The organism is Shewanella sp. S1-49-MNA-CIBAN-0167 (assembly GCF_040310145.1).
Classification (GTDB): domain Bacteria; phylum Pseudomonadota; class Gammaproteobacteria; order Enterobacterales; family Shewanellaceae; genus Shewanella; species Shewanella psychromarinicola.
Map to the genome: position 1 here is coordinate 94,687 of NZ_JBEOPO010000011.1, position 23,223 is coordinate 117,909.

The window sequence follows — 23,223 nt, forward strand, 5'->3', positions numbered from 1 at the left end:
ATTGTTAGTAGAGGATAACTACTAGACGATAGCTAATAATTCATTACGAATAAATTATTGATCTACTTTACAATATACCAATAAACCTAATCAATTTTATGAGCAAATAAAGGGTGATATTAATCCATCCGTTATAATACAAAAAGTCAGCGTTGAGTTAGCATGTTAAACCACAATAGAACATTGAACCACCAACAAGCGATTCGATTAATAATCATATATAACAGTAGCATAAGCATGGACGATATTGTTTTACCTACATAATGGATAATAGAATATCACAAGACACCCGTTTCAAATTACGAGCTTTGTATCTATAAAGAGGGCTTTTAAGCGACACGTTACGTGTTTTTAGTCTCGGGTGATTGTATCGGAGTGAAACCTCAGGTAATCTGCTTTGTGCTAAAAAAAGCATAAATGGATATTTAGACTAATTTTTATCTTCTTTAAGTATGACTTAAGTAAGTATGGGTAAGTTTAAATGCGCTAAAGTCTCAATAGATTATTTGGAATCCCTGTCTAGATGACAAAAAAGATAACTACACATCCAGAGTCGAGTCTATTTGAGGGTAAGCCTGGTCAAAAAACGGTTAATCACCGTAACGCGACGACAACGCCGGAGATGCGTCAATTTATTCAGCAATCCGATTACAGCGTCAGCCAATTATCAAAAATCCTCAATATCAGCGAAGCCACCGTGCGTAAGTGGCGTAAACGTGACTCAATTGATAACACCCCAAACACCCCGCACAAACTCAACACGACACTATCCCCAATGGAAGAGTACGTGATGCTGGGCCTGCGTTATCAATTAAAGATGCCCTTAGACAGGTTATTAAAAGTCACCCAACAATTTATCAACCCCAATGTCTCTCGCTCCGGCCTTGCCCGCTGCTTAAAACGCTTTGGGGTGTCAAAACTCGACGAATTTGATAGCCCTTTTGTGCCAGAAAAATTCTTCAATCAGCTGCCGATCACTCAGGGCGCAAATATTCAAACCTATACCGTTAACCCGCAGACTTTAGCTGACACCTTGGCCCTACCGAGTCCAGATCCGGACAACGTAGTACAAGTGGTGTCGTTAAGTATTCCGCCTCAACTAACAGAACAACATGCCTATTCCGTTCTGCTTGGGGTCGATTTTAAGTCTGACTGGGTTTACCTCGATATTTACCAAGACAGCCATACCCAGGCGAGTAATCGCTATATTACGCATGTCTTAAAGCACGGACCGTTTCATTTACGTAAGTTATTGGTTCGCAACTATCACACTTTTCTTGCTCGATTTCCTGGAGCAGGTCAGCCAGCCGCAGTATCCACTAGCACCACTCATGCAGCTGGATCCCAACACCAGATAACTGAACCTCAGTTATCAAACGGAGACTCATATGAGCCAATCCAGTAATATAGATAAGCGTTTAAACAAACGCTTAAAAGACATGCCTGTCGCCATTGTCGGCATGGCCAGTATTTTTGCAAACTCACGCTATTTAAACAAATTTTGGGATTTAATCAGCGAAAAAATTGATGCCATTATCGACGTTCCAGAAACCCATTGGAATGCTGAAGATTACTACAATGCCGATAAATCAATGGCCGATAAAACTTACTGTAAACGCGGTGGTTTTTTACCTGAAGTCGATTTCAATCCAATGGAATTTGGCCTGCCACCTAACATCCTCGAACTAACAGACACCTCGCAACTATTATCGTTAGTGGTTGCCAAAGAAGTGCTAGCGGATGCTGGTATTGATGCACAGTACGATACCGATCGCATCGGTATTACACTGGGCGTCGGCGGTGGTCAAAAGCTCAATCATAGCCTAAGTGGTCGTTTGCAATACCCTATACTCAAAAAAGTATTTAAAAATAGCGGTCTAAGCGACGAAGACACCGATATGTTGATCAAAAAGTTTCAGGATCAATATATTCACTGGGAAGAGAACTCATTTCCAGGATCCCTCGGCAATGTGATTGCTGGTCGTATCGCTAACCGCTTTGATTTAGGCGGCATGAATTGTGTTGTTGACGCCGCTTGTGCGGGATCGTTGGCGGCTATGCGTATGGCCATCACTGAGTTAGTTGAAGGTCGCAGTGACATGATGCTCACCGGTGGCGTGTGTACCGACAACTCTCCATCAATGTACATGAGCTTTTCAAAAACACCGGCATTTACCACTAATGACACCATTCAACCTTTCGATATTGATTCAAAAGGCATGATGATTGGTGAAGGTATTGGCATGATGGCGCTTAAACGCCTTGATGATGCTGAACGCGATGGTGACCGCATTTATGCTGTTATCAAAGGCGTTGGCTCGTCATCTGATGGTAAATTTAAAAGTATTTATGCACCTCGCCCAGAAGGCCAAGCTAAAGCATTAAGACGTGCTTATGATGATGCCGGTTTTGCACCGAACACTGTTGGCTTAATTGAAGCCCACGGTACCGGTACTGCAGCTGGCGATGTGGCAGAATTTAATGGCCTGAAATCGGTGTTTACTGAAGATAATGATACCCAACAGCACATTGCCCTTGGGTCGGTTAAATCACAAGTAGGTCACACTAAATCGACAGCAGGAACCGCTGGGGTCATTAAAGTCGCGCTGGCGCTGCATCATAAAGTATTGCCTCCGACCATTAACGTCAGTAAGCCGAATCCAAAATTAAACATTCAGGACTCGCCATTTTATTTAAACACTGAAACCCGTCCATGGTTGCCAAGAGCAGACAATACCCCGCGTCGCGCCGGTATTAGTGCCTTTGGTTTTGGCGGCACTAACTTCCACATTGTGTTGGAAGAGTATCGTCAAGAACATGTTCGAGGTGATAAGTATCGTCAACGTTCAGTGCCACAAACGCTGTTAATCCATGGGCAAAACAAAGCCGCATTACAGGCTCAATTAACGGCACTTCAAGCTGAAGTTAATGGCGTTGATACCACACAGCAAAATCGTCAAGAAATTGTGTTAGCCGACTTAGGCAAACGATTTGCCTTAAATACCATCGCCCCAAATGCGGCACGCATAGGCTTAGTCGTTGCTTCATTAGCAGACTTAACCGTTCAGCTAACGCAAGCGCAAGCGCAGTTAAGCTCAAATACTGCAGACAGCTGGCAATTACCTTCAGGCACAAGTTATCGCGCGCAAGCATTGATCCATCCTGAATCGGCAAGCCATAAAGTGGCGGCATTATTTGCCGGACAAGGGGCACAGTATCTAAACATGGGTGCAGATTTAGCCTGTTTGTATCCAGAAATGCGTCAACAACTGATGCAGGCCGATAAGGTATTTGCCCAACATAAGCAAACACAATTGTCACAAGTTATGTACCCAAATCCTGCTTTTGAAGCCGACGATATTGCCGCACAACACGCAGCATTAACCAATACAGCTAATGCCCAAAGTGCTATTGGTGCGGTGAGCATGGGCCAATATGCATTATTGACTCAAGCAGGTTTTACCGCCGACATTGTTGCTGGTCATAGTTTTGGTGAATTGTCAGCATTATGTGCTGCAGGCGTTATTAGCCAAGCTGATTATTATCAATTGGCCTTTGCTCGTGGCCAAGCAATGGCTGCCACGCCTAAAGATCAAGACGCTGGGGTCATGTACGCGATTATTGTTCCGGCTCAATCGGTTGAGCAAGGCACAGAACAAGTTGAAAAGTGCATCAGTGCATTCGAAGGCGTCAAGGTGGCTAATTACAATGCACCGACCCAACTTGTTATTGCAGGGCCAACAGCATCATGCACCTTAGCGGCACAAGCTATCACCACCGAGCTGGGCTTTAAAGCGATTGCCCTGCCCGTTTCTGGCGCGTTCCACACCCCATTGGTGGCACATGCTCAGCAACCCTTTGCAGCCGCAATCGGCAAGGTCAAATTTGCCAAGCCCAAATTGAGTCTTTATGCCAACGGCACCGGCAAAGCACATCCTAATGATCCCAAAGCAATCAAGGCGGCATTGACTGATCATATGCTGCAATCGGTTCGTTTTAGCGAGCAATTAACAGCTATGTACGACGCTGGCGCACGGGTATTTGTTGAGTTTGGTCCGAAAAACATTCTCCAAAAACTGGTTGAGGCAACATTAGGCAATAAAGCTGAGCCTGTGAGTGTGGTTAGCTTAAATCCCAATCCAAAGGGCAGCAGTGATACCCAACTGCGTCAAGCTGCTTGCCAGCTTGCAGTGTTAGGTGTGACGTTAACTGAGGTTGACCCATATCAAGCGCCTATCGCTGAGCTTGCAAAAGTCTCACCGATGAACGTCAAGTTAACTGCCAGCAATTATATTAGTCCCAACACCCAAGCCAAAATGAACAAGTCACTTCAAACTGGCACAGTTACCAGCCAGACAGTGGAAGTGCCAGTCGAGAAAGTAGTGGAAAAAATTGTGGAAAAAGAAGTCATTAAAACTGAATATATTGAAGTGCCAGCAACATCCGCACCAGCATCTGCAGTAGCTGCACCTTTAGCTGCAGCAGCTCCTATAGCTAAAGCTCAACCGGTTCGCTCAAATGTGTCAGCGTCTGCCGATAGTATCGGTGCATTTTTTGCTGCGCAGCAACAAACAGCTGAATTACATCAGCAGTTTTTAGCTATCCCACAGCAATATGGTGATACCTTTGCTCACCTGATGACAGCCCAAGCACAAATGGCGTCATCGGGATTAGCCATTCCAGAAAGCTTGCAACGTTCGATGGAGATGTTCCACCAGCATCAAGCACAAACATTGCAAAGTCATACGCAATTCTTAACACTGCAAGCACAAGCAAGCCAAGCTGCATTAGCCATGTTGCAAGGGCAAACGCCAGCGGCTATGCCTGCATCAGTATCTGCTGCATCAGTACAACCTGCTTTTGTGCAGTCAAACCACATAGCTCAAGCAGCAATACCTTCGCCAGTGGTAGCACCTGTTGCTCCAGCTTCAGCTCAGGTTCAAACAGCTCAAGCGGCTCAAGCGGTTCAATCTCAACCGACAGCCAGTATACCTGTTCAAGCTCCTGTGGCTCAGCAAGTTAGCTCAGCAGCGGTTTCTGTACCAACAGCCGGACTAACACAGCAACAAGTGTTAGACACTATGCTCAATGTGGTCGCCGACAAAACCGGTTACCCAACTGAAATGCTCGAGCTTGGTATGGATATGGAAGCCGATTTAGGTATCGACTCCATTAAGCGCGTTGAAATTTTAGGCACAGTGCAAGAAGAGCTTCCAGGCTTACCGGAACTGAGCCCAGAAGATTTAGCCGAATGTCGCACCTTGGGTGAAATCGTTAGCTACATGCAAACCAAATTGCCTGCTGCTAACGCGGTTGCTGTCGCGTCAACGGGATCAACCTCGGTAGAAACTGCTGCACCGGCATCAACTGACTTAACAGCTGAAAACGTCCAGCGTACTATGCTCAATGTGGTTGCCGACAAAACTGGTTACCCAACCGAAATGCTTGAACTTGGCATGGACATGGAAGCCGATTTAGGTATCGACTCCATTAAGCGCGTCGAAATTTTAGGCACAGTACAAGATGAACTTCCAGGTTTACCAGAACTGAGCCCAGAAGATTTAGCCGAGTGCCGCACCTTGGGCGAAATCGTTAGCTACATGCAAACTAAATTGCCAGCTGCCAGCACAGTAGCTCCAGCATCAATTGCATCTGCGCCAGCAGCAGGTTTAAACGCAGAAAGCGTTCAGCGCACCATGTTAGCTGTGGTTGCCGACAAAACCGGTTACCCAACTGAAATGCTTGAACTTGGCATGGACATGGAAGCAGACCTTGGTATCGACTCGATTAAGCGCGTCGAAATTCTAGGCACAGTACAAGATGAGCTACCAGGCTTACCTGAGCTGAACCCAGAAGATTTAGCCGAGTGTCGCACCTTGGGCGAAATCGTCAGCTATATGCAAACCAAACTGCCTGCGGCCAGCACAGTCGCTCCAGTAGCAACGGTATCTTCATCAGCACCTGCAACAACGGGCTTGAGTGCTGATACTGTATTAAGCACCATGATGTCAGTGGTAGCCGACAAAACCGGTTACCCAGCTGAAATGCTTGAACTGAGCATGGATATGGAAGCCGACCTCGGCATCGATTCCATCAAGCGGGTTGAAATTCTAGGTACAGTGCAAGACGAACTACCCGGTTTACCAGAACTGAACCCAGAAGATTTAGCCGAGTGTCGCACCTTAGGTGAAATTGTCAGCTACATGCAGACTAAACTGCCTGCAGCCAACACGGTTACTGCAGCATCAACAGGATCAACATCGGTAACAGCAGGGTCTATCACTGCTGCACCTGAATCAACCAGCTTAAGCGCAGAAAACGTCCAGCGTACGATGTTAAGCGTGGTCGCCGACAAAACCGGTTACCCTGCTGAAATGCTTGAACTGAGTATGGACATGGAAGCCGATTTAGGTATCGACTCCATTAAGCGCGTCGAGATTTTAGGCACAGTGCAAGATGAGCTGCCAGGCTTACCAGAACTGAACCCTGAAGATTTAGCCGAGTGTCGCACCTTAGGTGAAATTGTCAGCTACATGCAGACCAAGCTGCCTGCTGCTGGCATAGTTGCCGAAGTAGTAACCCCAGCATTAAGCGCAAACAAGCTTGAATTAGACACCACAACATTACCTCCACATAGCGAGGTAGCGCTAAAAAAGTTACCAGCGACGGATAAACTCCTAGATTGTTTTTCAACAGCAACTTGTATTGTCATCACAGACGATGGCCACAACGCAGGTTTACTGGCTGAAAAGCTCAATGCAAAGGGATTAACCGTCGCCGTTATTCGTCACCCACAAACCATCAGTGTGGCGCATTCGCCATTAAGCAGTGATATTAAAAGCTACACCTTGAATAGCATTGATGATGCACAAATTGCCAAGGTCATTGCCGATATTAAGGCCGACATTGGTGCTGAACAGGCCATTGCGGGCTTTGTTCATTTGCAGCCGCAAGCCACAGCCAACAGCAGCGAATTAATGTCGTGCACGGTTGCCGCTAAAGCTGCGGTCGACAATGCATTTTTATGGGCCAAGCATCTGCACCCAGAATTCGCTAAGCCAACATCTTCACGCTTATGCTACTTTACTGTGAGTCGTTTAGACGGTGGGTTTGGCTACTTAGATAATAGCCAATTAGCGACAGCAGAACTTAACCAAGCAGCCTTGTCTGGGCTTAGCAAAACCTTAAGCCATGAGTGGCCACAGGTGTTTTGCCGCGCCTTAGACATTGCTAATAACCTTGATGCAAGCGCCTTTGCTGATGCTATCGTAGCAGAGTTGTTTGATATCGATGGTGCCAATGCAAGCGAAGATCGCATTAACGAAGTGGGGATCAGTCAGCAAGGCCGAGTGACATTAGTTGCAGCCAATGCCAGCGAGCAATTTGCGCCAGCAACACTTGATAGTAATGACACTATTTTGGTCACCGGCGGCGCAAAAGGCGTAACGTTTGAATGCGCCCTCACCTTAGCCAAACAGTGCCAATCACATTTTGTGTTAGCAGGTCGCAGCCAACATTTTGCTAGCGACTTACCGGTTTGGGCTCAAGGCAAGCAAGCCTCTGAGTTAAAAGCCGCTGCCATTGCTTATATTCAATCGCAAGGTAATAAACCCACGCCAAAACAGATAGATGCGCTAGTGTGGCCGATAAGCAGCAGCCTAGAAATCGATCGTGCGTTAGCCGCTTTTGGCAAGGTCGGTGCCAGTGCCCAATATGTATCGATGGATGTCAGCGATGCCACAGCGGTAGCTGCTAGCCTTAAAAACCTGACTAATGCTAAGGGCGACTCATTAACCATTAATGGCATTATCCACGGTGCCGGTGTGTTAGCCGACAAGCATATACAAGACAAAACCTTGGATGAGCTTAACCGCGTCTACCACACCAAAGTGACTGGGCTTGCGAGCATCCTTAACGCACTCGACCCACAACAGATTAAGCTTATTGCACTGTTTTCATCGGCTGCCGCTTTTTACGGTAATAGCGGTCAGAGTGATTATGCTATGTCCAATGAAATCCTCAATAAAACCGCCCTGAAACTGGCGCACACTTTACCGCAAGCTAAAGTGATGAGTTTTAACTGGGGCCCTTGGGATGGCGGTATGGTCAGTTCAGCATTAAAGAAAATGTTTGTTGAACGTGGCGTTTACGTTATTCCGCTACAAACGGGTGCCGAGTTATTTGCCCACAGTTTATTAAGCCAACAAGGGGCGCAACTGCTCATTGGCTCTGATATGCAAGGCTCGTCAGAACAGGATAATGCTGCAAAAAAGCCTAATGCGGACGCTTTGCTTATCGCCAAGGGTTCGCTGAAATTTGCTACTAAAGCATTTACGACTAAGACATCTGAGACTAAGACACCGGCTACTGATATTATCAGTCAGACGGTGACTCGAGTCTTAACTCCGGCTGAAATGCCTTTTGTTAGCGACCATTGTATTGCGGGCAATCCGGTATTGCCGACAGTATGCGCCATGCAATGGATGCGTGATGCGGCAGAAATTTTATGTCATGTGCCAGTCAGTATTGCTGAATACAAATTGCTTAAAGGGGTTATTTTTGACACCAATGAGCCACATTTGTTGCAACTTGAGCTAAGCCAAACGGAGGCTGAGATCAGCGCGCAGATCTCCTCTCGTCTGCTCAATGAGCCAAGTGCAGCCATGAAACCGCAATACCAAGCGACATTGGTGATCAATAGTGCCATTTTGGCAACTGAGATCACCAAGCCAGCGATTGATACAGCGAGTCTGACAAAGTGGTCGCACATGGTGCCATTGAACTCAGGGGCTGAACTGTATCAAAACGGAACCTTGTTTCATGGCCCGCGTTTGCAAGGGATAAATCAGGTGCTAGCATTTGATGATGCTCAGCTACTGTGCCGAGTGCAATTGCCGCAGATTAATGCCGCAGACTGCCAAGGTTTTATCCCGTCATCGGCATTAGGTGGCAGCCAAATTTTCGCTGAAGATTTGCTGCTACAAGCCATGCTGGTATGGGCGAGACTGAAATACGGTGCCGCAAGTTTACCTTCATCAACCGGTGAATGTGTCACCGCTTGGCCATTTGCTAATGGTGATAAAGGTTATATTCAACTGAATGTGGTTAAACACAGTGGCAGAATGCTAATCGCTAACGTGAGTTTATATCATCAAGATGGCCGCCTGAGTTGCCAAATGCTTAACGCTAAAGTGACCATTAGCAAAAGTTTGAATGGGGCATTTATTGCACATCAAGCTGCTGGTGCTGAACTTTCTCACCACAGCAAGGAAACAGTGTGACGGCATCAAGCAACATAACGCAAAGCAGTATTAGTGAGCGTATTGCGGAGCAACAAACCAAGCCAATGCGCTTGGCATTGTTGCTAAGCAAGCCTGATGTTGACTCGGTAAATGAGCACTTCATTGCCATTGACACTCAACGTGTCGATGGCTTTGAATTGGCGTTATTACACAGCGTTGAGACACTATCATCCACCCGCAATGACATGGTCAATATTGGCGATCGATTGTGGATAATGCCGGGGCTGATTGCCGCTAAACACGGCGTGCATGCTCATGCTTATATCAACGGCATTGCAGTTGGCGACAATCAAGTTGAAGCGGTAACACTCGCCCTTGCCCATGCAAAACGTCTGCATGCTCAGCCGCAGATTGTCGCGCTAGATGGCAGTTTAGATGTTAGTGCTAATGTTAGTACTACTTCCAGTGCTGATGCTAATGCTGGTACTCATGCCAGCACTCATGCACAAACAACGCTGACGGCAATGGTAACCCTGGTCGAGTCTATCGCCAGTCGCTGTATACCATCCAAAGACAACAGCAACAGTCAATATTGGTTTAGCACACTGCACCAAAGTCGGGTGGCGGCCTTATGTTATCCAGCGGCCGCCGGTGTTCAGGCAATGATCCTAACCCAAGGACGTGCGCTAATCGCCGCCAAGGCATTGATCAATACTCAGCGTTTATGGTTGCCACTCTGCGCAGCTTCATTAACGCAATTACGCACTAAGCTGATGGACTTTTCTACGCAGTTAAACTCAACTGCTGACGACCTTAGCCTACTCAAGCTTATCAACACCACATTGGTAGATTATCAAACGGATGCGCCCCTAGCCTTGGTATTAATGGCAGCGGACCGCAGTGGATTGGTGCAAGAAGTCAACGCGATGATGTCAAAGATGTCGGCTAATGGCGATCTTGCCCAAAGCTCAAATGCAGCCATAGAATATAAAACCCCTGCCGGCAGTTGCTTTTACTCAGCGCCCCTTGGTCATCATGGCTTAAGTTTTGTTTATCCCGGCGTAGGCACCGTCTATCCAAACATGCTTAGTCAATTGGGACTGGTTTTCCCGGATTTATATGCCGAACTTGAAAACCAAGGTGACATGCAATCGATGTTACAAACTGAATATCTCTATGGCGCAGATAACAGCCGTGCAGCACAGATGAGTCTGAGTCAATTGGCGATTGCCGGCGTTGGAGCCAGTTATGTATTAACTAAACTGTTGCAGCAAGAGTTTGCCATTGAGCCCCGCTTTGCTTTGGGTTACTCCATGGGTGAAGCGGCCATGTGGGCCAGTTTAAACGTATGGCAGGCACCGCATCGCATGATTGCCGCGACGCAAAACAGCAGTATTTTTAGCCAAGATATTTCTGGCGAGCTCCGCTGTGTTCGCCAGCAATGGCAATTAGCCGATGACGAAACCATTGTGTGGAACAGCTTTGTCACTCGTGCGAGCATCGATGAACTCACGCCCCATTTAGCGGATCATCCGCGGGCTTATATTGCCATTATCCAAGGTGATACCTGCGTTATCGCTGGCTGTGAATCCAGTTGTAAAGCCTTGTTAAAACAAGCGGGTAAACGCGGCATTGCGGCTAATCGCGTCACCGCTATGCACACACCTGCGGCACTGAATATTACCACGTCTGTTAGCCAGTTTTATCAGCAACCGCTTGTGGAGAATTTACCCCACCAATTACAGTTTATCTCAGCCGCCGAGGCAGATCCGGTTGCGTTAACCTCACACGCCATTGCCCAATCGATAGCCGATACCTTTTGTCATCAATTGGACTTTACTCAATTGATCCATAAAGCTCGCCACCATGGCTGTCGTTTGTTTGTTGAAGTCGGTGCAGATCGTCAAATAACCACTTTAATTGATAAAATCAATGCTCAGAGTAGCGATTCGTCTCCAGCGAAGGTCCATGCAAAAGTCAATGCGATGGCTGTTAATGCAAAAGGCGGCGACGATATTAGCAGTTTACTTAAATGTCTGGGGCAATTAATCACTCATCGAGTGCCGATGTCATTAAGCCCCTTTATCCGCAGCCTTAACGATACGATTAACACATTATCCCAGCAGGCGGCGTTAGCCGACGGCTCATCTCTCATTCGTAATAGTGAAACATCATTAGAAGGAGAACCTCATTGAGTTCTCAAGCGATCCCTAAAATAGCCATTGTTGGCTTAGCCAATCAGTATCCAGATGCGGATACCCCTGCATCGTTTTGGCAAAATTTATTAGACAAAAAAGACTCACGCAGCCAAATCAGTGCCAACAAACTCAATGCTTCACCGAGTGACTACTTGGGCGTTCAAGGCGAGTCAGACCGGTTTTATTGCGATAAAGGCGGTTATATCCAAGGATTTAGCTTTAATCCAAACGGATATCGTATTGCGAGTGACGCCTTTGATGGTTTAGATGAAAGCTTTTTGTGGGCAACCGACACTGCGCGTAATGCTTTAACGGATGCGGGTATTGATCTAGACAATAGCTTGCTCAAACGCACAGGTATTGTCATGGGAACCTTATCATTTCCTACGGCAAAATCTAACGAGCTATTTGTGCCGCTTTATCATAGTGCGGTAGAAAAAGCCCTACAAACCAAACTACAACAGCCAAACTTCAGCCTGCATTCTTTTAATGAGCGTTATGATAAGCACTTTGATCAGCAATCTGTTGACCAGCAGCCACAAACTAATGCACATGCGACAGCTCAGACCGTTAATTTGCGTAATGGTGCCATTGCCCATAACGCCTCAAAAATCGTTGCCGATGCTCTGGGGTTAGGTGGTACGCAGCTCAGTTTAGATGCGGCATGTGCCAGCTCGGTTTACGCCTTAAAACTGGCGTGCGATTACTTGCATACTGGCAAAGCAGACATGATGCTTGCCGGCGCAGTGTCAGGTGCCGATCCCTTCTTTATCAATATGGGATTTTCGATATTTCACGCCTATCCCGACCACGGCATTTCAGCTCCGTTTGATCAAAACAGTAAAGGCTTGTTCGCTGGCGAAGGTGCTGGGGTATTAGTGCTTAAACGTCTTGAAGATGCTGAGCGTGATGGCGACCATATTTACGCTTTAGTCAGTGGGATCGGCTTATCAAACGACGGTAAAGGCCAGTTTGTGTTAAGCCCAAACAGTAAAGGCCAAGTACAAGCATTTGAACGTGCTTATCGCGATGCAGCGGCAATAGACCCAAGTATTACCCCCGCCAGTATTGAAGTGATTGAATGTCACGCAACCGGTACGCCATTAGGTGACAAAGTTGAACTCACCTCAATGGAGCGGTTTTTTGAAGATAAGCTTCAAGGCAGCGCGACACCACTGATTGGTTCAGCAAAATCCAATTTAGGCCATTTACTCACCGCCGCAGGCATGCCCGGGATCATGAAAATGATTTTTGCGATGCGCCAAGGCGTGTTGCCACCCAGTATTAATATTAGTGCGCCTATCGCCTCGCCTAATGGATTATTTGGTCAAGCAACCTTACCAAACGTGGTGTTGCCTTGGCCCGATAAAGCAGGCAATAAAGCCCGCCATGCGGGGGTATCGGTATTTGGTTTTGGTGGCTGTAATGCCCATTTACTGATTGAGTCATATCAAGCTCCGGCTCAAGCCGTCGCTACCAAGGCTTTGCTCAATAATAGCCAATCTAATAACAGTGCATTAGTCAATGCAGAAACGCCGATGCACATTACCGGTATGGCCGCGCATTTTGGCCAATGCAGCAGTATCGATGCACTGGCTGATAACATCATCGCCAAGCAAGCACTGTTTATCCCATTGCCAAAAAAGCGCTGGAAAGGCTTAGACAAACACCCAGAGTTATTGGCCCAATATGGCATTAATCAAGTACCACAAGGCGCGTATATTGATCAATTCGATTTTGATTTCTTACGTTTTAAAGTGCCGCCTAATGAAGATGACCGGCTGATCTCTCAACAGCTGCTGTTAATCAAAATAGCCAATGAAGCCATTGTCGATGCCAAGCTAACACCAGGCAGCAAAGTCGCCGTGTTAGTCGCCATGGAAACCGAACTTGAGTTACACCAATTTCGCGGACGAGTTAACTTACACAGCCAAATAGCTCAAAGCCTTAATGCCCAAGGGATCCAGTTATCCAGTGCGGAATATAACAGCTTAGAAGCGATTGCAATGGACAGTGTGTTAGATGCAGCCAAGCTTAACCAGTACACCAGCTTTATTGGCAATATTATGGCGTCGCGGATCGCCTCATTGTGGGATTTCAATGGTCCAGCGTTTACCATTTCAGCGGGCGAGCAGTCAGTTAATCGCTGTATTGATGTGGCACAAAACTTGTTTGCCCTTGGCTCGTTACAAGAGCCTTTAGATGCAATCGTTATTGCCGCCGTGGATCTGTCTGGCAGTATTGAAAACATGTTGTTCAATACCGCTAAACTTAATGCCAAAGGCTTGGGTTCAACTGATTGGCTAGTAGGCGAAGGGGCTGGCGCGCTAGTGCTGCAACAAACCAATGCCGAACACACTACCCTTCACAGCTATGCCAGTATCGACAGCATTGATTTTGATCCATTGTCGCAAGAGCCCGCCACCATTGCGGCAGACCTTATCGAGTTAAACCAAGCGCCGGAATGCTTATTCTCAGAGCAAGGCCAGCAGTTTGCCCAAGGGATAGCGGATGCATCGACAGCCGCTAATTCAGCGACGCTAATCTGTAAAGCCCATGACATTCTCGGTCATACATTTGCCGCCTCTGGCATGGCCAGTGTGCTGCACGCTTTAGTGCAAACACGTCACATCAATAAAACCGCTATCAATGCCAGTGTCTTCACCAATAGTGAAAAACAATACTCGCAAGTGAATTTGTCGGTTTCGGCGGCGCAACAACAAGCATTGCACGCTCGACTGAGCAATAATTTAACTCAACAATTAGCCACGGGCAGTAAGGTAAGTTTAATTAAGCAAGTCAGTTTAGGCGGTCGCGATATTTACCAACACATTATCGACAGCCCACTTGATGCGCTCGACAGTATTATCAATCAATGTGCTGATATCGCCCCAACGGTGTTCAACACCATTGAAAGTAAGCAACCAACTATTCGTGATAATAGCCTTCTTAGCGTCAATAATAGCGAGAATATCGCCGAGCCTCTTATGTCAGAAAATATGCCCGATAAAACGATTCCAAAGCAACCAAGGGTTGCCTGTATGACAAATCATACGATTCCACCTGCACATTTAACGGCATTTCAACAAAATCAGTGGTTAGCACAACAAGCGCATTTAGCTTATTTAGCCAGCCGAGATGCAGGCTTGAAAGTGGCCGACAGTTTATTACGATCTCAATTGGCCGGTTTTACCGCCCAGCCAGCGCCTCTGGCTTCAGTTGCTTCACAGCCTGTTGTAAATATTGACGTTAACGCCTCAACAGCTATGCCTGCGCAGTTAATCCAGCCCAATCATGCCTTCGTACCTGCTTACACCGCGCCGACGCCGGCAGACAAACCATGTATTTGGAACTACGCTGATTTAGTCGAGTATGCTGAAGGTGATATTGCCAAGGTATTTGGTCCAGATTACGCCATTATCGACAGTTATTCTCGCCGAGTAAGGCTGCCAACCACCGACTATTTATTGGTGTCGCGCGTCACTAAACTTGATGCGACCATAAATCAATACCAACCCTGTTCAATGACCACAGAATACGACATCCCGGTTGATGCGCCCTACTTAGTCGATGGTCAAATCCCTTGGGCTGTAGCCGTTGAATCAGGTCAGTGCGATTTAATGTTGATCAGTTATTTAGGCATCGATTTTGAAAACAAGGGTGAGCGGGTTTATCGATTACTTGATTGCACCCTGACCTTCTTAGCTGATTTACCTCGCGGCGGCGATACCCTGCGTTACGACATTAAAATCAACAACTTTGCCAGCAATGGCGACACGCTATTATTCTTCTTCTCGTACGAATGCTTTGTTGGCGACAAGATGATCCTCAAAATGGATGGCGGCTGCGCAGGCTTCTTTACCGACCAAGAACTGGCCGATGGGAAAGGGGTGATCCATACCGAAGAGGAAATCAAACTTCGTCAACAAGTACTTAATAATCCGAATAAACCAACCTTTACACCATTACTGCATTGTAACCAAACGGCGTTTGACTATGGCCAAATTCATCATTTATTAACCGCTGATATTGGCAGCTGTTTTGGCGGTGAACATGTTGGTCACCAACTGCAAAATGGGCTGCAAAAATCGCTTTGTTTTGCCTCAGAAAAGTTCTTAATGATTGAGCGTGTTAGCCAGCTTCAAGTGCACGGTGGCGCGTGGGGCTTAGGCTTACTTGAAGGTCATAAACACATTGCGCCAGATCACTGGTATTTCCCGTGTCATTTCCAAGGCGACCAAGTCATGGCTGGCTCGTTAATGGCAGAAGGTTGTGGTCAATTACTGCAATTCTTTATGGTCCACATTGGGATGCACACTCTGGTTGACAATGGTCGCTTCCAGCCACTGGAAAATGCCTCACAAAAAGTGCGTTGTCGTGGCCAAGTGTTACCACAAACCGCTGAGCTGACTTATCGCATGGAGGTCACCGAAATAGGTGTTCATCCTCGTCCCTACGCCAAAGCTAATATTGATATTTTGCTCAATGGCAAGGTGGTGGTTGATTTCCAAAATCTTGGGGTGATGATTAAAGAAGAAGCTGAATGCACTCGTTACCCGCTTCTGTCGTTAGATACAGCAGGCACTAGCCCTGCTGTAAATTCAAACGCTAGCAGCAAACATATTGCCAACAAAGCCCCATTAATGGCGCAAGTTCCAGATTTAAATGCCCCAAGTAACAAGGGCGTTATTCCACTTAAACACGTTGAGGCGCCACAAGTAAGCGCCGATTCAAAGTATGCCAACCGCGTACCCGATACCGTGCCATTTACGCCATACCATATGTTCGAATTTGCCACTGGCGATATCGAAAAATGCTTCGGGCCTGACTTTAGTATCTACCGCGGACTGATCCCACCGCGCACGCCTTGTGGCGATTTACAGTTAACCACTCGCGTGGTTGACATTAACGGTAAGCGCGGCGAACTGAAAAAGCCATCGTCTTGTATCGCTGAATACGAAGTGCCGGCAGATGCCTGGTACTTTGCTAACAACAGCCACCAGACGGTAATGCCTTATTCGGTATTAATGGAGATTTCATTACAACCTAATGGCTTTATTTCCGGCTACATGGGCACCACTCTTGGTTTTCCTGGGCAAGAACTGTTTTTCCGCAACTTAGATGGTCACGGCACCCTGCTGCGCGAAGTCGATTTACGCGGCAAAACTATCGTCAATGACTCACGTTTGCTGTCTACTGTCATCGCTGGCAGTAATATTATTCAAAGCTTCACGTTTGAGCTAAGCGTCGATAACGAGCCGTTTTACACCGGCAGCGCAGTATTTGGCTACTTTAAAGGTGACGCACTTAAAAATCAGCTCGGCATAGATAATGGCAAAATAACCCAGCCATGGCACCTCGACAATAATGTGGCTGCAGATGTCAGCGTCAACTTACTGGATAAGCAGTCGCGATTATTCAATGCTCCTGCCCACCAGCCACATTATCGTTTAGCCGGTGGCCAACTTAACTTTATCGACACGGCTGAAATGGTGCTTAAAGGCGGTAAATATGGTAACGGTTATTTGTCGGCATCTCGCACGATTGATCCAAGTGATTGGTTCTTCCAATTCCATTTCCATCAAGATCCGGTAATGCCAGGTTCATTAGGCGTTGAAGCTATCATCGAGTTAATGCAAACTTACGCCATCAGTACAGACTTAGGTAAAGGTTTCACTAACCCGAAATTTGGGCAGATATTATCTGATATAAAATGGAAATATCGCGGTCAGATTAATCCATTAAACAAACAAATGTCGCTCGATGTTCATATCAGTGCCATTAAAGATGAACACGGTAAACGCATCATTATTGGTGATGCCAATTTAAGTAAAGATAGCCTGCGTATTTACGAAGTCAAAGATATCGCAATTTGTATTGAAGAAGCTTAGCCGCTCGCTTTTCAAGGAAATAAAAATAATGTCAACTCAATTACAACACGAAAAGCTTTCACCTTGGCCATGGCAAGTTAGCTTGCAAAACAGCTGTTTTGATCACGCTGGGATGAACAAAAAGCTCAAAGATTTATCGCAACCATGTTATGTGGTTAACGATACACAGCAAGGCTTAGGTGTGGCGCAACAGGCTCAAGTGGTGACCGATGCCGTAGCAGCCCATGCGCTACCTGTCAGCGCCTTTGCACCAGCCCTTGGCACCCAAAGTTTAGGCGACAGTAATTTCCGCCGCGTGCATGGGGTAAAATACGCCTATTATGCTGGCGCCATGGCGAATGGTATTTCCTCTGAAGAGCTGGTTATCGCATTAGGCCAAGCCGGTATTTTATGCTCATTTGGCGCAGCGGGGTTAATTCCATCACGAGTTGAACAAGCCATTAAGCGCATTCAAACGGCGCTGCCTAATGGCCCTTATGCGTTTAATTTAATTCACAGCCCGAGTGAGCCCGCACTAGAGCGTGGCAGTGTCGAGCTATTTTTGAAGCATAAAGTACGTACCGTCGAAGCATCTGCATTTTTGGGGTTAACCCCTCAAATTGTCTATTACCGCGCAGCAGGCTTAAGCCGTGACGTTCACGGTGATATTCAAATCGACAATAAAGTGATCGCTAAAATCAGCCGTACTGAAGTAGCGATTAAGTTTATGCAACCCGCGCCAGTAAAAATGCTCCAACAACTGGTTGATGACGGTTTGATTACACCTGAACAAATGGCATTAGCGCAATTAGTGCCAATGGCAGATGATATTACCGCAGAAGCCGACTCTGGTGGCCATACCGACAATCGTCCATTAGTCACCTTACTGCCGACTATTTTGGCACTAAAAGATCAAGTGCAAGCGCAGTACAATTACAAAACGCCTCTTCGCGTCGGTGCCGGTGGTGGTGTGGGCACCCCTGATGCTGCATTGGCGACATTTCATATGGGCGCAGCTTATATTGTTACCGGCTCCATCAACCAAGCCTGCGTGGAAGCCGGCGCCAGCGAACATACGCGTAAATTACTGGCCACCACAGAAATGGCCGATGTGACGATGGCGCCAGCCGCCGATATGTTCGAAATGGGCGTTAAGTTACAAGTGGTCAAACGCGGCACATTATTTCCCATGCGCGCCAACAAACTATACGAAATTTATACTCGCTATGACTCAATCGAAGCCATACCAAGCGACGAGCGTGAAAAACTTGAAAAACAAGTATTTCGCTCAAGCCTTGATGATATTTGGGCCGGCACTGTGGCACATTTTAATGAACGAGATCCCAAACAGATTGAACGCGCTAAAGACAATCCAAAACGTAAAATGGCATTGATTTTCCGTTGGTATTTAGGCTTATCAAGTCGCTGGTCAAACACGGGTGAAGTGGGTCGCGAGATGGATTATCAAATTTGGGCCGGTCCTTCGCTTGGAGCATTCAATGCGTGGGCTAAAGGCAGCTATTTAGATGATTACACTCAACGTCACGCCGTCGATTTGGCCAAGCATTTAATGCACGGTGCAGCCTATTTAGCTCGAGTGAATTTATTAACGGCACAAGGTGTTAGCCTTCCCGTAGCATTACAGCGCTGGCGCCCAGTAGACCAAATTAAATAATAGGCTTATCACGCTTCACCGCGAGATAAGTGATAAAGATAGGAACTAACATGAGCGATATCCAAAAACTCGATTTTTCGGCGGTTAACGACCCGACACTTGTGTCGTTTAACCAGCAAAAAAACCTGATTAAGCGCATGCTAAAAGGCAATAGTGCGACTTGCACCGACTGCAATAAACCGCTAACACTTCTATTGCCGCCTAATACCAAAAAGGCACCAAAAAATAATAAAGCCCCAGGGATTTATTGCGCTAAAGGCTGCACGGACATCGAGCTAGACATGGAAGCTGTGGCGCTAATGAAATAGCGTTGATGACATAGCGTTAATGACATAATGCTACCGAAATGGCCCAAACCCTCTTTAACTAAAGAGGGTTTGGGCCATTTTTTATCTGTAAGTCAATTACTTGCCAGTTTGCGCCGCAATGTAATACAAGCCAGAGTGATGACCGGTCGTTGTTCTACATGAGTAAGCGATAACAAAAAAAAGAAATCACAAACGCAGTCAGCGTAAAAAGCCCTGTTTAATCTCTGCTCGGGATAATAAACGGTTATGAAATAGACTCAATATTCTGCTTTTGACTAACGTATCCCACCCCTAAACCAAGTTGGGGTTATTTAGCTTGCCAGCGCGCCACAATATCAGCGGCGCCAGAGGATTGCGCAATGGTGTTGTCTCCGACTAAAGCGGTTTTAAAATCACTAAATGGCATATTAGCCCACATGCTAAGCTCAAATTGGCTATTGGCTGCCACCTCACCTACACCTTTAGGTGTTCCTGTCATCACAATGTCACCATCGTTTAAGGTCATAAATTCACGAATGGCGTTAACAATAGCTTGTGGTTGATACATCATTAATTGCTGATGCCCCAATTGAGTCACAACGTTATCAATCGTTAACTGAAAACACCCATTATGCATACCTTGAGTAATTGGAATAAAGTCACTAAACAGGGCCGAACCATCAAAGGCTTTAGCTCGCTCCCAGGGTAGGCCTTGTTTTTTTAACTTAGCTTGCAGTTGCCGCTTAGTCATATCAAGCCCAACTCCAACGGCACTAAACTGGCCATTACTTACCATAAAACACAACTCGGCTTCATAATGTAAAGGCTCATCCAAATGGCTCCGTAACGTGGTGGTAATAGCTGAATTAGGCTTAAGAAACACCACCATATCATCAGGTATTTCGTTGCCTAGTTCGTGAATATGTTCTGCATAATTACGCCCAATACAAATAATTTTTGATGGGATGATATGTAAAACTTGGCCATTAACTTGTGTTAGCGTTACTGATTGTCGATCCACATTAACCTCGAATGATTAGACATATTGAGAACAATTAACCGCTTTAGCAACAAAAGCATCACGACGTTAACACATCAAGCCTAGTATGATCGCTTGTCTATTAATATGTCACTTCAATTAAGGATAATAGACGGTTATCAACAAACGGTTATCAACCAGCCCATTGTTCCGCTATCGAAGTGGTATCGAAGTGCTATCGACTGACAATAGGCCCGCGATTGACGCTTCAATACGCCTTAATAGCAAAAAACCGTGGCAGGTTTGATAATATGACTAACTTTAAATAAACCCCTGTTTACGCCAATACAGGTAAAGGCTGATATTACAGGCCTGAAATACCCCCCCAGTTTAACGATTTAGTCACTCTCTTATTGCGAGTTGAAGTTATGTAAATAACCTCTCTATATTAGCGCCTCTATTTCAATCAACGAGCACCAAATTTTGGTAAGCCCCTTGATCACAATAGTAAATATCACTATAAAAACAATGATATATTTATATAATTGTATTTACATTTTTTTAACAACGAACTAGTCTAGGTCTGTTGTACACAGACAATAAACCTGTTTCATTAACGATTAATACAGTAAGAATGACTGTCAGAAAAATAATAATAAGAGAGACTAAATGACAATGTTCGAATTGACAATTAAACAAAAAATAGCGTTAGGATTTGCCTCTATTGGCTTATTACTGCTTGTTGGAAGTAGTTTTTTTTATCATTCTCTCGATCAAATTCAAACAGCAAATACTAATATTGAAACCTTAGCGGTACCCGTTCAAAATAAATCAAATGCATTGCAAATTACCTTATTAAAAATGGCAAAAACAGATAGCTTAGCTTATTCACAAACCGGTAATGACAGTATCAATCTCAGCTTCAAACAATTTAATCTATTACAGCAAGAATTCAATAACGTATTAACGACACTATTAGTCAAAGTAGCGGATCATCCCACTATGCACCAGTCGTTAATTCAAGCAAAAAGCTCCTATCAGCAGTACGTAAAACAATCGCGCACCATGTTCAGCACTAAACTCGAAATAGAGCAAACCCGCACTCACTTCACTACCTTAAAGCAAGATTTTGATAATGCGCGTATAAACGCCAGTAACAATATGATTGATTTGGAACTTATCGAAGCGCCAGTTGATGAAGCACCGTTATTAGCAGAAGTCATTGGCGGCGGAGTGCGTATCGACGACATGTTGTTCGCACTTGGCAATACCATAACGGAACTCGGTCGATTAACTTCTGCCGATACGATTAATATTCATAAACAAGATGTTTCGATGTTATTAGTTAATATTACGGTTAATGGCAACTACTTAACCCAACAAGCTGACCCCTTGGGTGCAACGTCGCTATTTGCCGATTTTGACACCAACTTACGAGCCATTAAACAGTTCACAGATGAACCTGGCACCTTGTATCTCGCGCAACACAATGTCGTCAATAAGCAACGCTTAGCAGAGCAAAGTCATCTACAAGCCAACATTTTTTTTGATGCTACGAATCATCAGTTAGATCAATTAGTGACACTCGCGAACGAAAGATTCAACCAGTTACAAATGGTGGCCATAGATGAAGTGAATACAGCACAAACATTGGCTATTTCAATGGCGGTGATATTTGTATTAATGGCGATCTTTATCTATTACTTCACGTCAAAAGCCATGTTAGGCCCTCTGCAAGTCATTAACCGAGCATTATCACGGATCGCCAGCGGTGATTTATCGGGGCGATTAACCAAGACAAATAATGATGAATTTGGAGCCTTGATGGATAACATCAATAAACTTTCTGACGACCTGACTCATTTATTACAAGCCATTAGTCGTGATGCGCATTTGCTCGATGAATCCGCTATTCGCTCACAAGAGCAAAGCGAAAAAATATCCCATTCAGCCTCAGGACAAATTAATAATATTAGCCAGGCAAAGCTGCTCGCCGAACAAATACATCACAGTTCTACTCAGGTCAGTGAGCAAGCCGCGGAATCTGAACAACATGTCAAATTAGCCTCTTTGCAAGGGGTACAAATAAAAAGTATTGCTAATAATAATCGCCTCCGCATTGAGACCTTATCAACCAGCTTGCATGACTCAGTTAAGATCATGACAAAACTTAATCAACACAGCGATAATATTGGTGGAATTTTAACGACCATCAGTGCTATTGCCGATCAAACTAATTTGTTAGCCTTAAATGCGGCTATTGAGGCGGCAAGAGCGGGTGAACATGGGCGTGGCTTTGCCGTCGTTGCCGACGAGGTACGATCATTAGCGTCTAGAACGCAATTATCAACCGCCAAAATTCAAACCATGATTAACGCTCTACAACAAGAAACAACGAATGCCGTCAATGCCATCTCACAAGGACAAATGCAAGCCAGTGAATGTGTTGAACAAAGTCAGTCGTTACACGATGCTATTAAACAAATAGAAACAGCATTGAGTACCATTAATGGCATGAGCCAAAGTATTACTCATTCGGCCAATGAACAAGTAAACCATAGCCAATTAATAGAACAAACAATGACTCAAACGGCAGATTCAGCCCAACAAAATGCACAAGAATCAACATCAATGACCAATCGAAGCCAACAATTAAATCAATTAGCCCGCTCGCTTACCACCTCCGTTGAACGTTTTAAGCTATAACCATAACGATGATCATTGATGGAATGATTATTGGGTCATTTATGCGGGGTCAGCAATATCAATAATGTGCTGATTAATATTCTCTGCCAGCGTACTGCGCTACTAGGACGCTGCGCTGCTAGAACGCTACGCGGCTAGATGCTATAAAATCATAGCAGCGAAGCGATACTAGCAGGACGTAGTCCGCCCTAGCAGCGAAGCGATACTAGCAGGACGTAGTCCGCCCTAGCAGCGAAGCGATACTAGCAGGACGTAGTCCGCCCTAG

At 45.7% G+C, this 23,223-nt stretch carries 8 protein-coding genes; 7 read left to right on the forward strand and 1 reads right to left on the reverse strand.

The features are described from left to right. Window positions 1–523: 523 nt before the first annotated feature. From AAEZ00_RS07260 to AAEZ00_RS07285, 6 genes are read left to right on the forward strand one after another with little or no spacing between them, the layout of a single operon-like run. Complete coding sequence (locus AAEZ00_RS07260; RefSeq protein WP_351088485.1) at window positions 524–1,405, forward strand: COG3415 family protein; 882 nt, start codon at window positions 524–526, stop codon at window positions 1,403–1,405. Beyond that, complete coding sequence (locus tag AAEZ00_RS07265) at window positions 1,389–9,281, forward strand: SDR family NAD(P)-dependent oxidoreductase (protein WP_351088486.1); 7,893 nt, start codon at window positions 1,389–1,391, stop codon at window positions 9,279–9,281. The genes AAEZ00_RS07260 and AAEZ00_RS07265 overlap by 17 nt, the downstream gene beginning before the upstream one ends. Beyond that, the gene (locus tag AAEZ00_RS07270) at window positions 9,278–11,437 is read left to right on the forward strand and encodes a PfaB family protein (protein ID WP_124011915.1); all 2,160 of its coding nucleotides are present in this window, start codon (window positions 9,278–9,280) and stop codon (window positions 11,435–11,437) included. Before AAEZ00_RS07265 ends, AAEZ00_RS07270 begins: the two co-directional genes overlap by 4 nt. After that, window positions 11,434–17,331 (forward strand): hotdog fold thioesterase, encoded by a 5,898-nt coding sequence (locus AAEZ00_RS07275; RefSeq protein WP_351088487.1) that lies wholly within the window; start codon window positions 11,434–11,436, stop codon window positions 17,329–17,331. Before AAEZ00_RS07270 ends, AAEZ00_RS07275 begins: the two co-directional genes overlap by 4 nt. Window positions 17,332–17,359: 28 nt before the next feature. Then, window positions 17,360–18,985, forward strand: a complete 1,626-nt coding sequence (pfaD, locus tag AAEZ00_RS07280) for an eicosapentaenoate synthase subunit PfaD (protein ID WP_124011917.1) — start codon at window positions 17,360–17,362, stop codon at window positions 18,983–18,985. 50 nt (window positions 18,986–19,035) lie between these two features. Next, window positions 19,036–19,293 (forward strand): hypothetical protein, encoded by a 258-nt coding sequence (locus AAEZ00_RS07285; RefSeq protein ID WP_164839507.1) that lies wholly within the window; start codon window positions 19,036–19,038, stop codon window positions 19,291–19,293. 307 nt (window positions 19,294–19,600) lie between these two features. On the opposite strand, the gene AAEZ00_RS07290 is transcribed toward AAEZ00_RS07285, so the two are convergent. Next, a complete protein-coding gene (locus AAEZ00_RS07290) occupies window positions 19,601–20,293 on the reverse strand; it encodes a fumarylacetoacetate hydrolase family protein (RefSeq protein WP_124011918.1) in 693 nt (230 codons plus the stop codon). Window positions 20,294–20,920: 627 nt separating this feature from the next. Between AAEZ00_RS07290 and AAEZ00_RS07295 the strand changes: the two genes are divergently transcribed. Further along, window positions 20,921–22,957 (forward strand): methyl-accepting chemotaxis protein, encoded by a 2,037-nt coding sequence (locus tag AAEZ00_RS07295; protein WP_233768554.1) that lies wholly within the window; start codon window positions 20,921–20,923, stop codon window positions 22,955–22,957. Window positions 22,958–23,223 lie beyond the last annotated feature (266 nt).

Bases quoted from the DNA above. Each gene is read 5' to 3' on its own strand.
- AAEZ00_RS07265 (WP_351088486.1), top strand. From the start codon at position 1,389: ATGAGCCAATCCAGTAATATAGATAAGCGTTTAAACAAACGCTTAAAA.
- AAEZ00_RS07260 (WP_351088485.1), top strand. From the start codon at position 524: ATGACAAAAAAGATAACTACACATCCAGAGTCGAGTCTATTTGAGGGT.
- AAEZ00_RS07295 (WP_233768554.1), top strand. From the start codon at position 20,921: ATGACAATGTTCGAATTGACAATTAAACAAAAAATAGCGTTAGGATTT.
- pfaD (WP_124011917.1), top strand. From the start codon at position 17,360: ATGTCAACTCAATTACAACACGAAAAGCTTTCACCTTGGCCATGGCAA.
- AAEZ00_RS07285 (WP_164839507.1), top strand. From the start codon at position 19,036: ATGAGCGATATCCAAAAACTCGATTTTTCGGCGGTTAACGACCCGACA.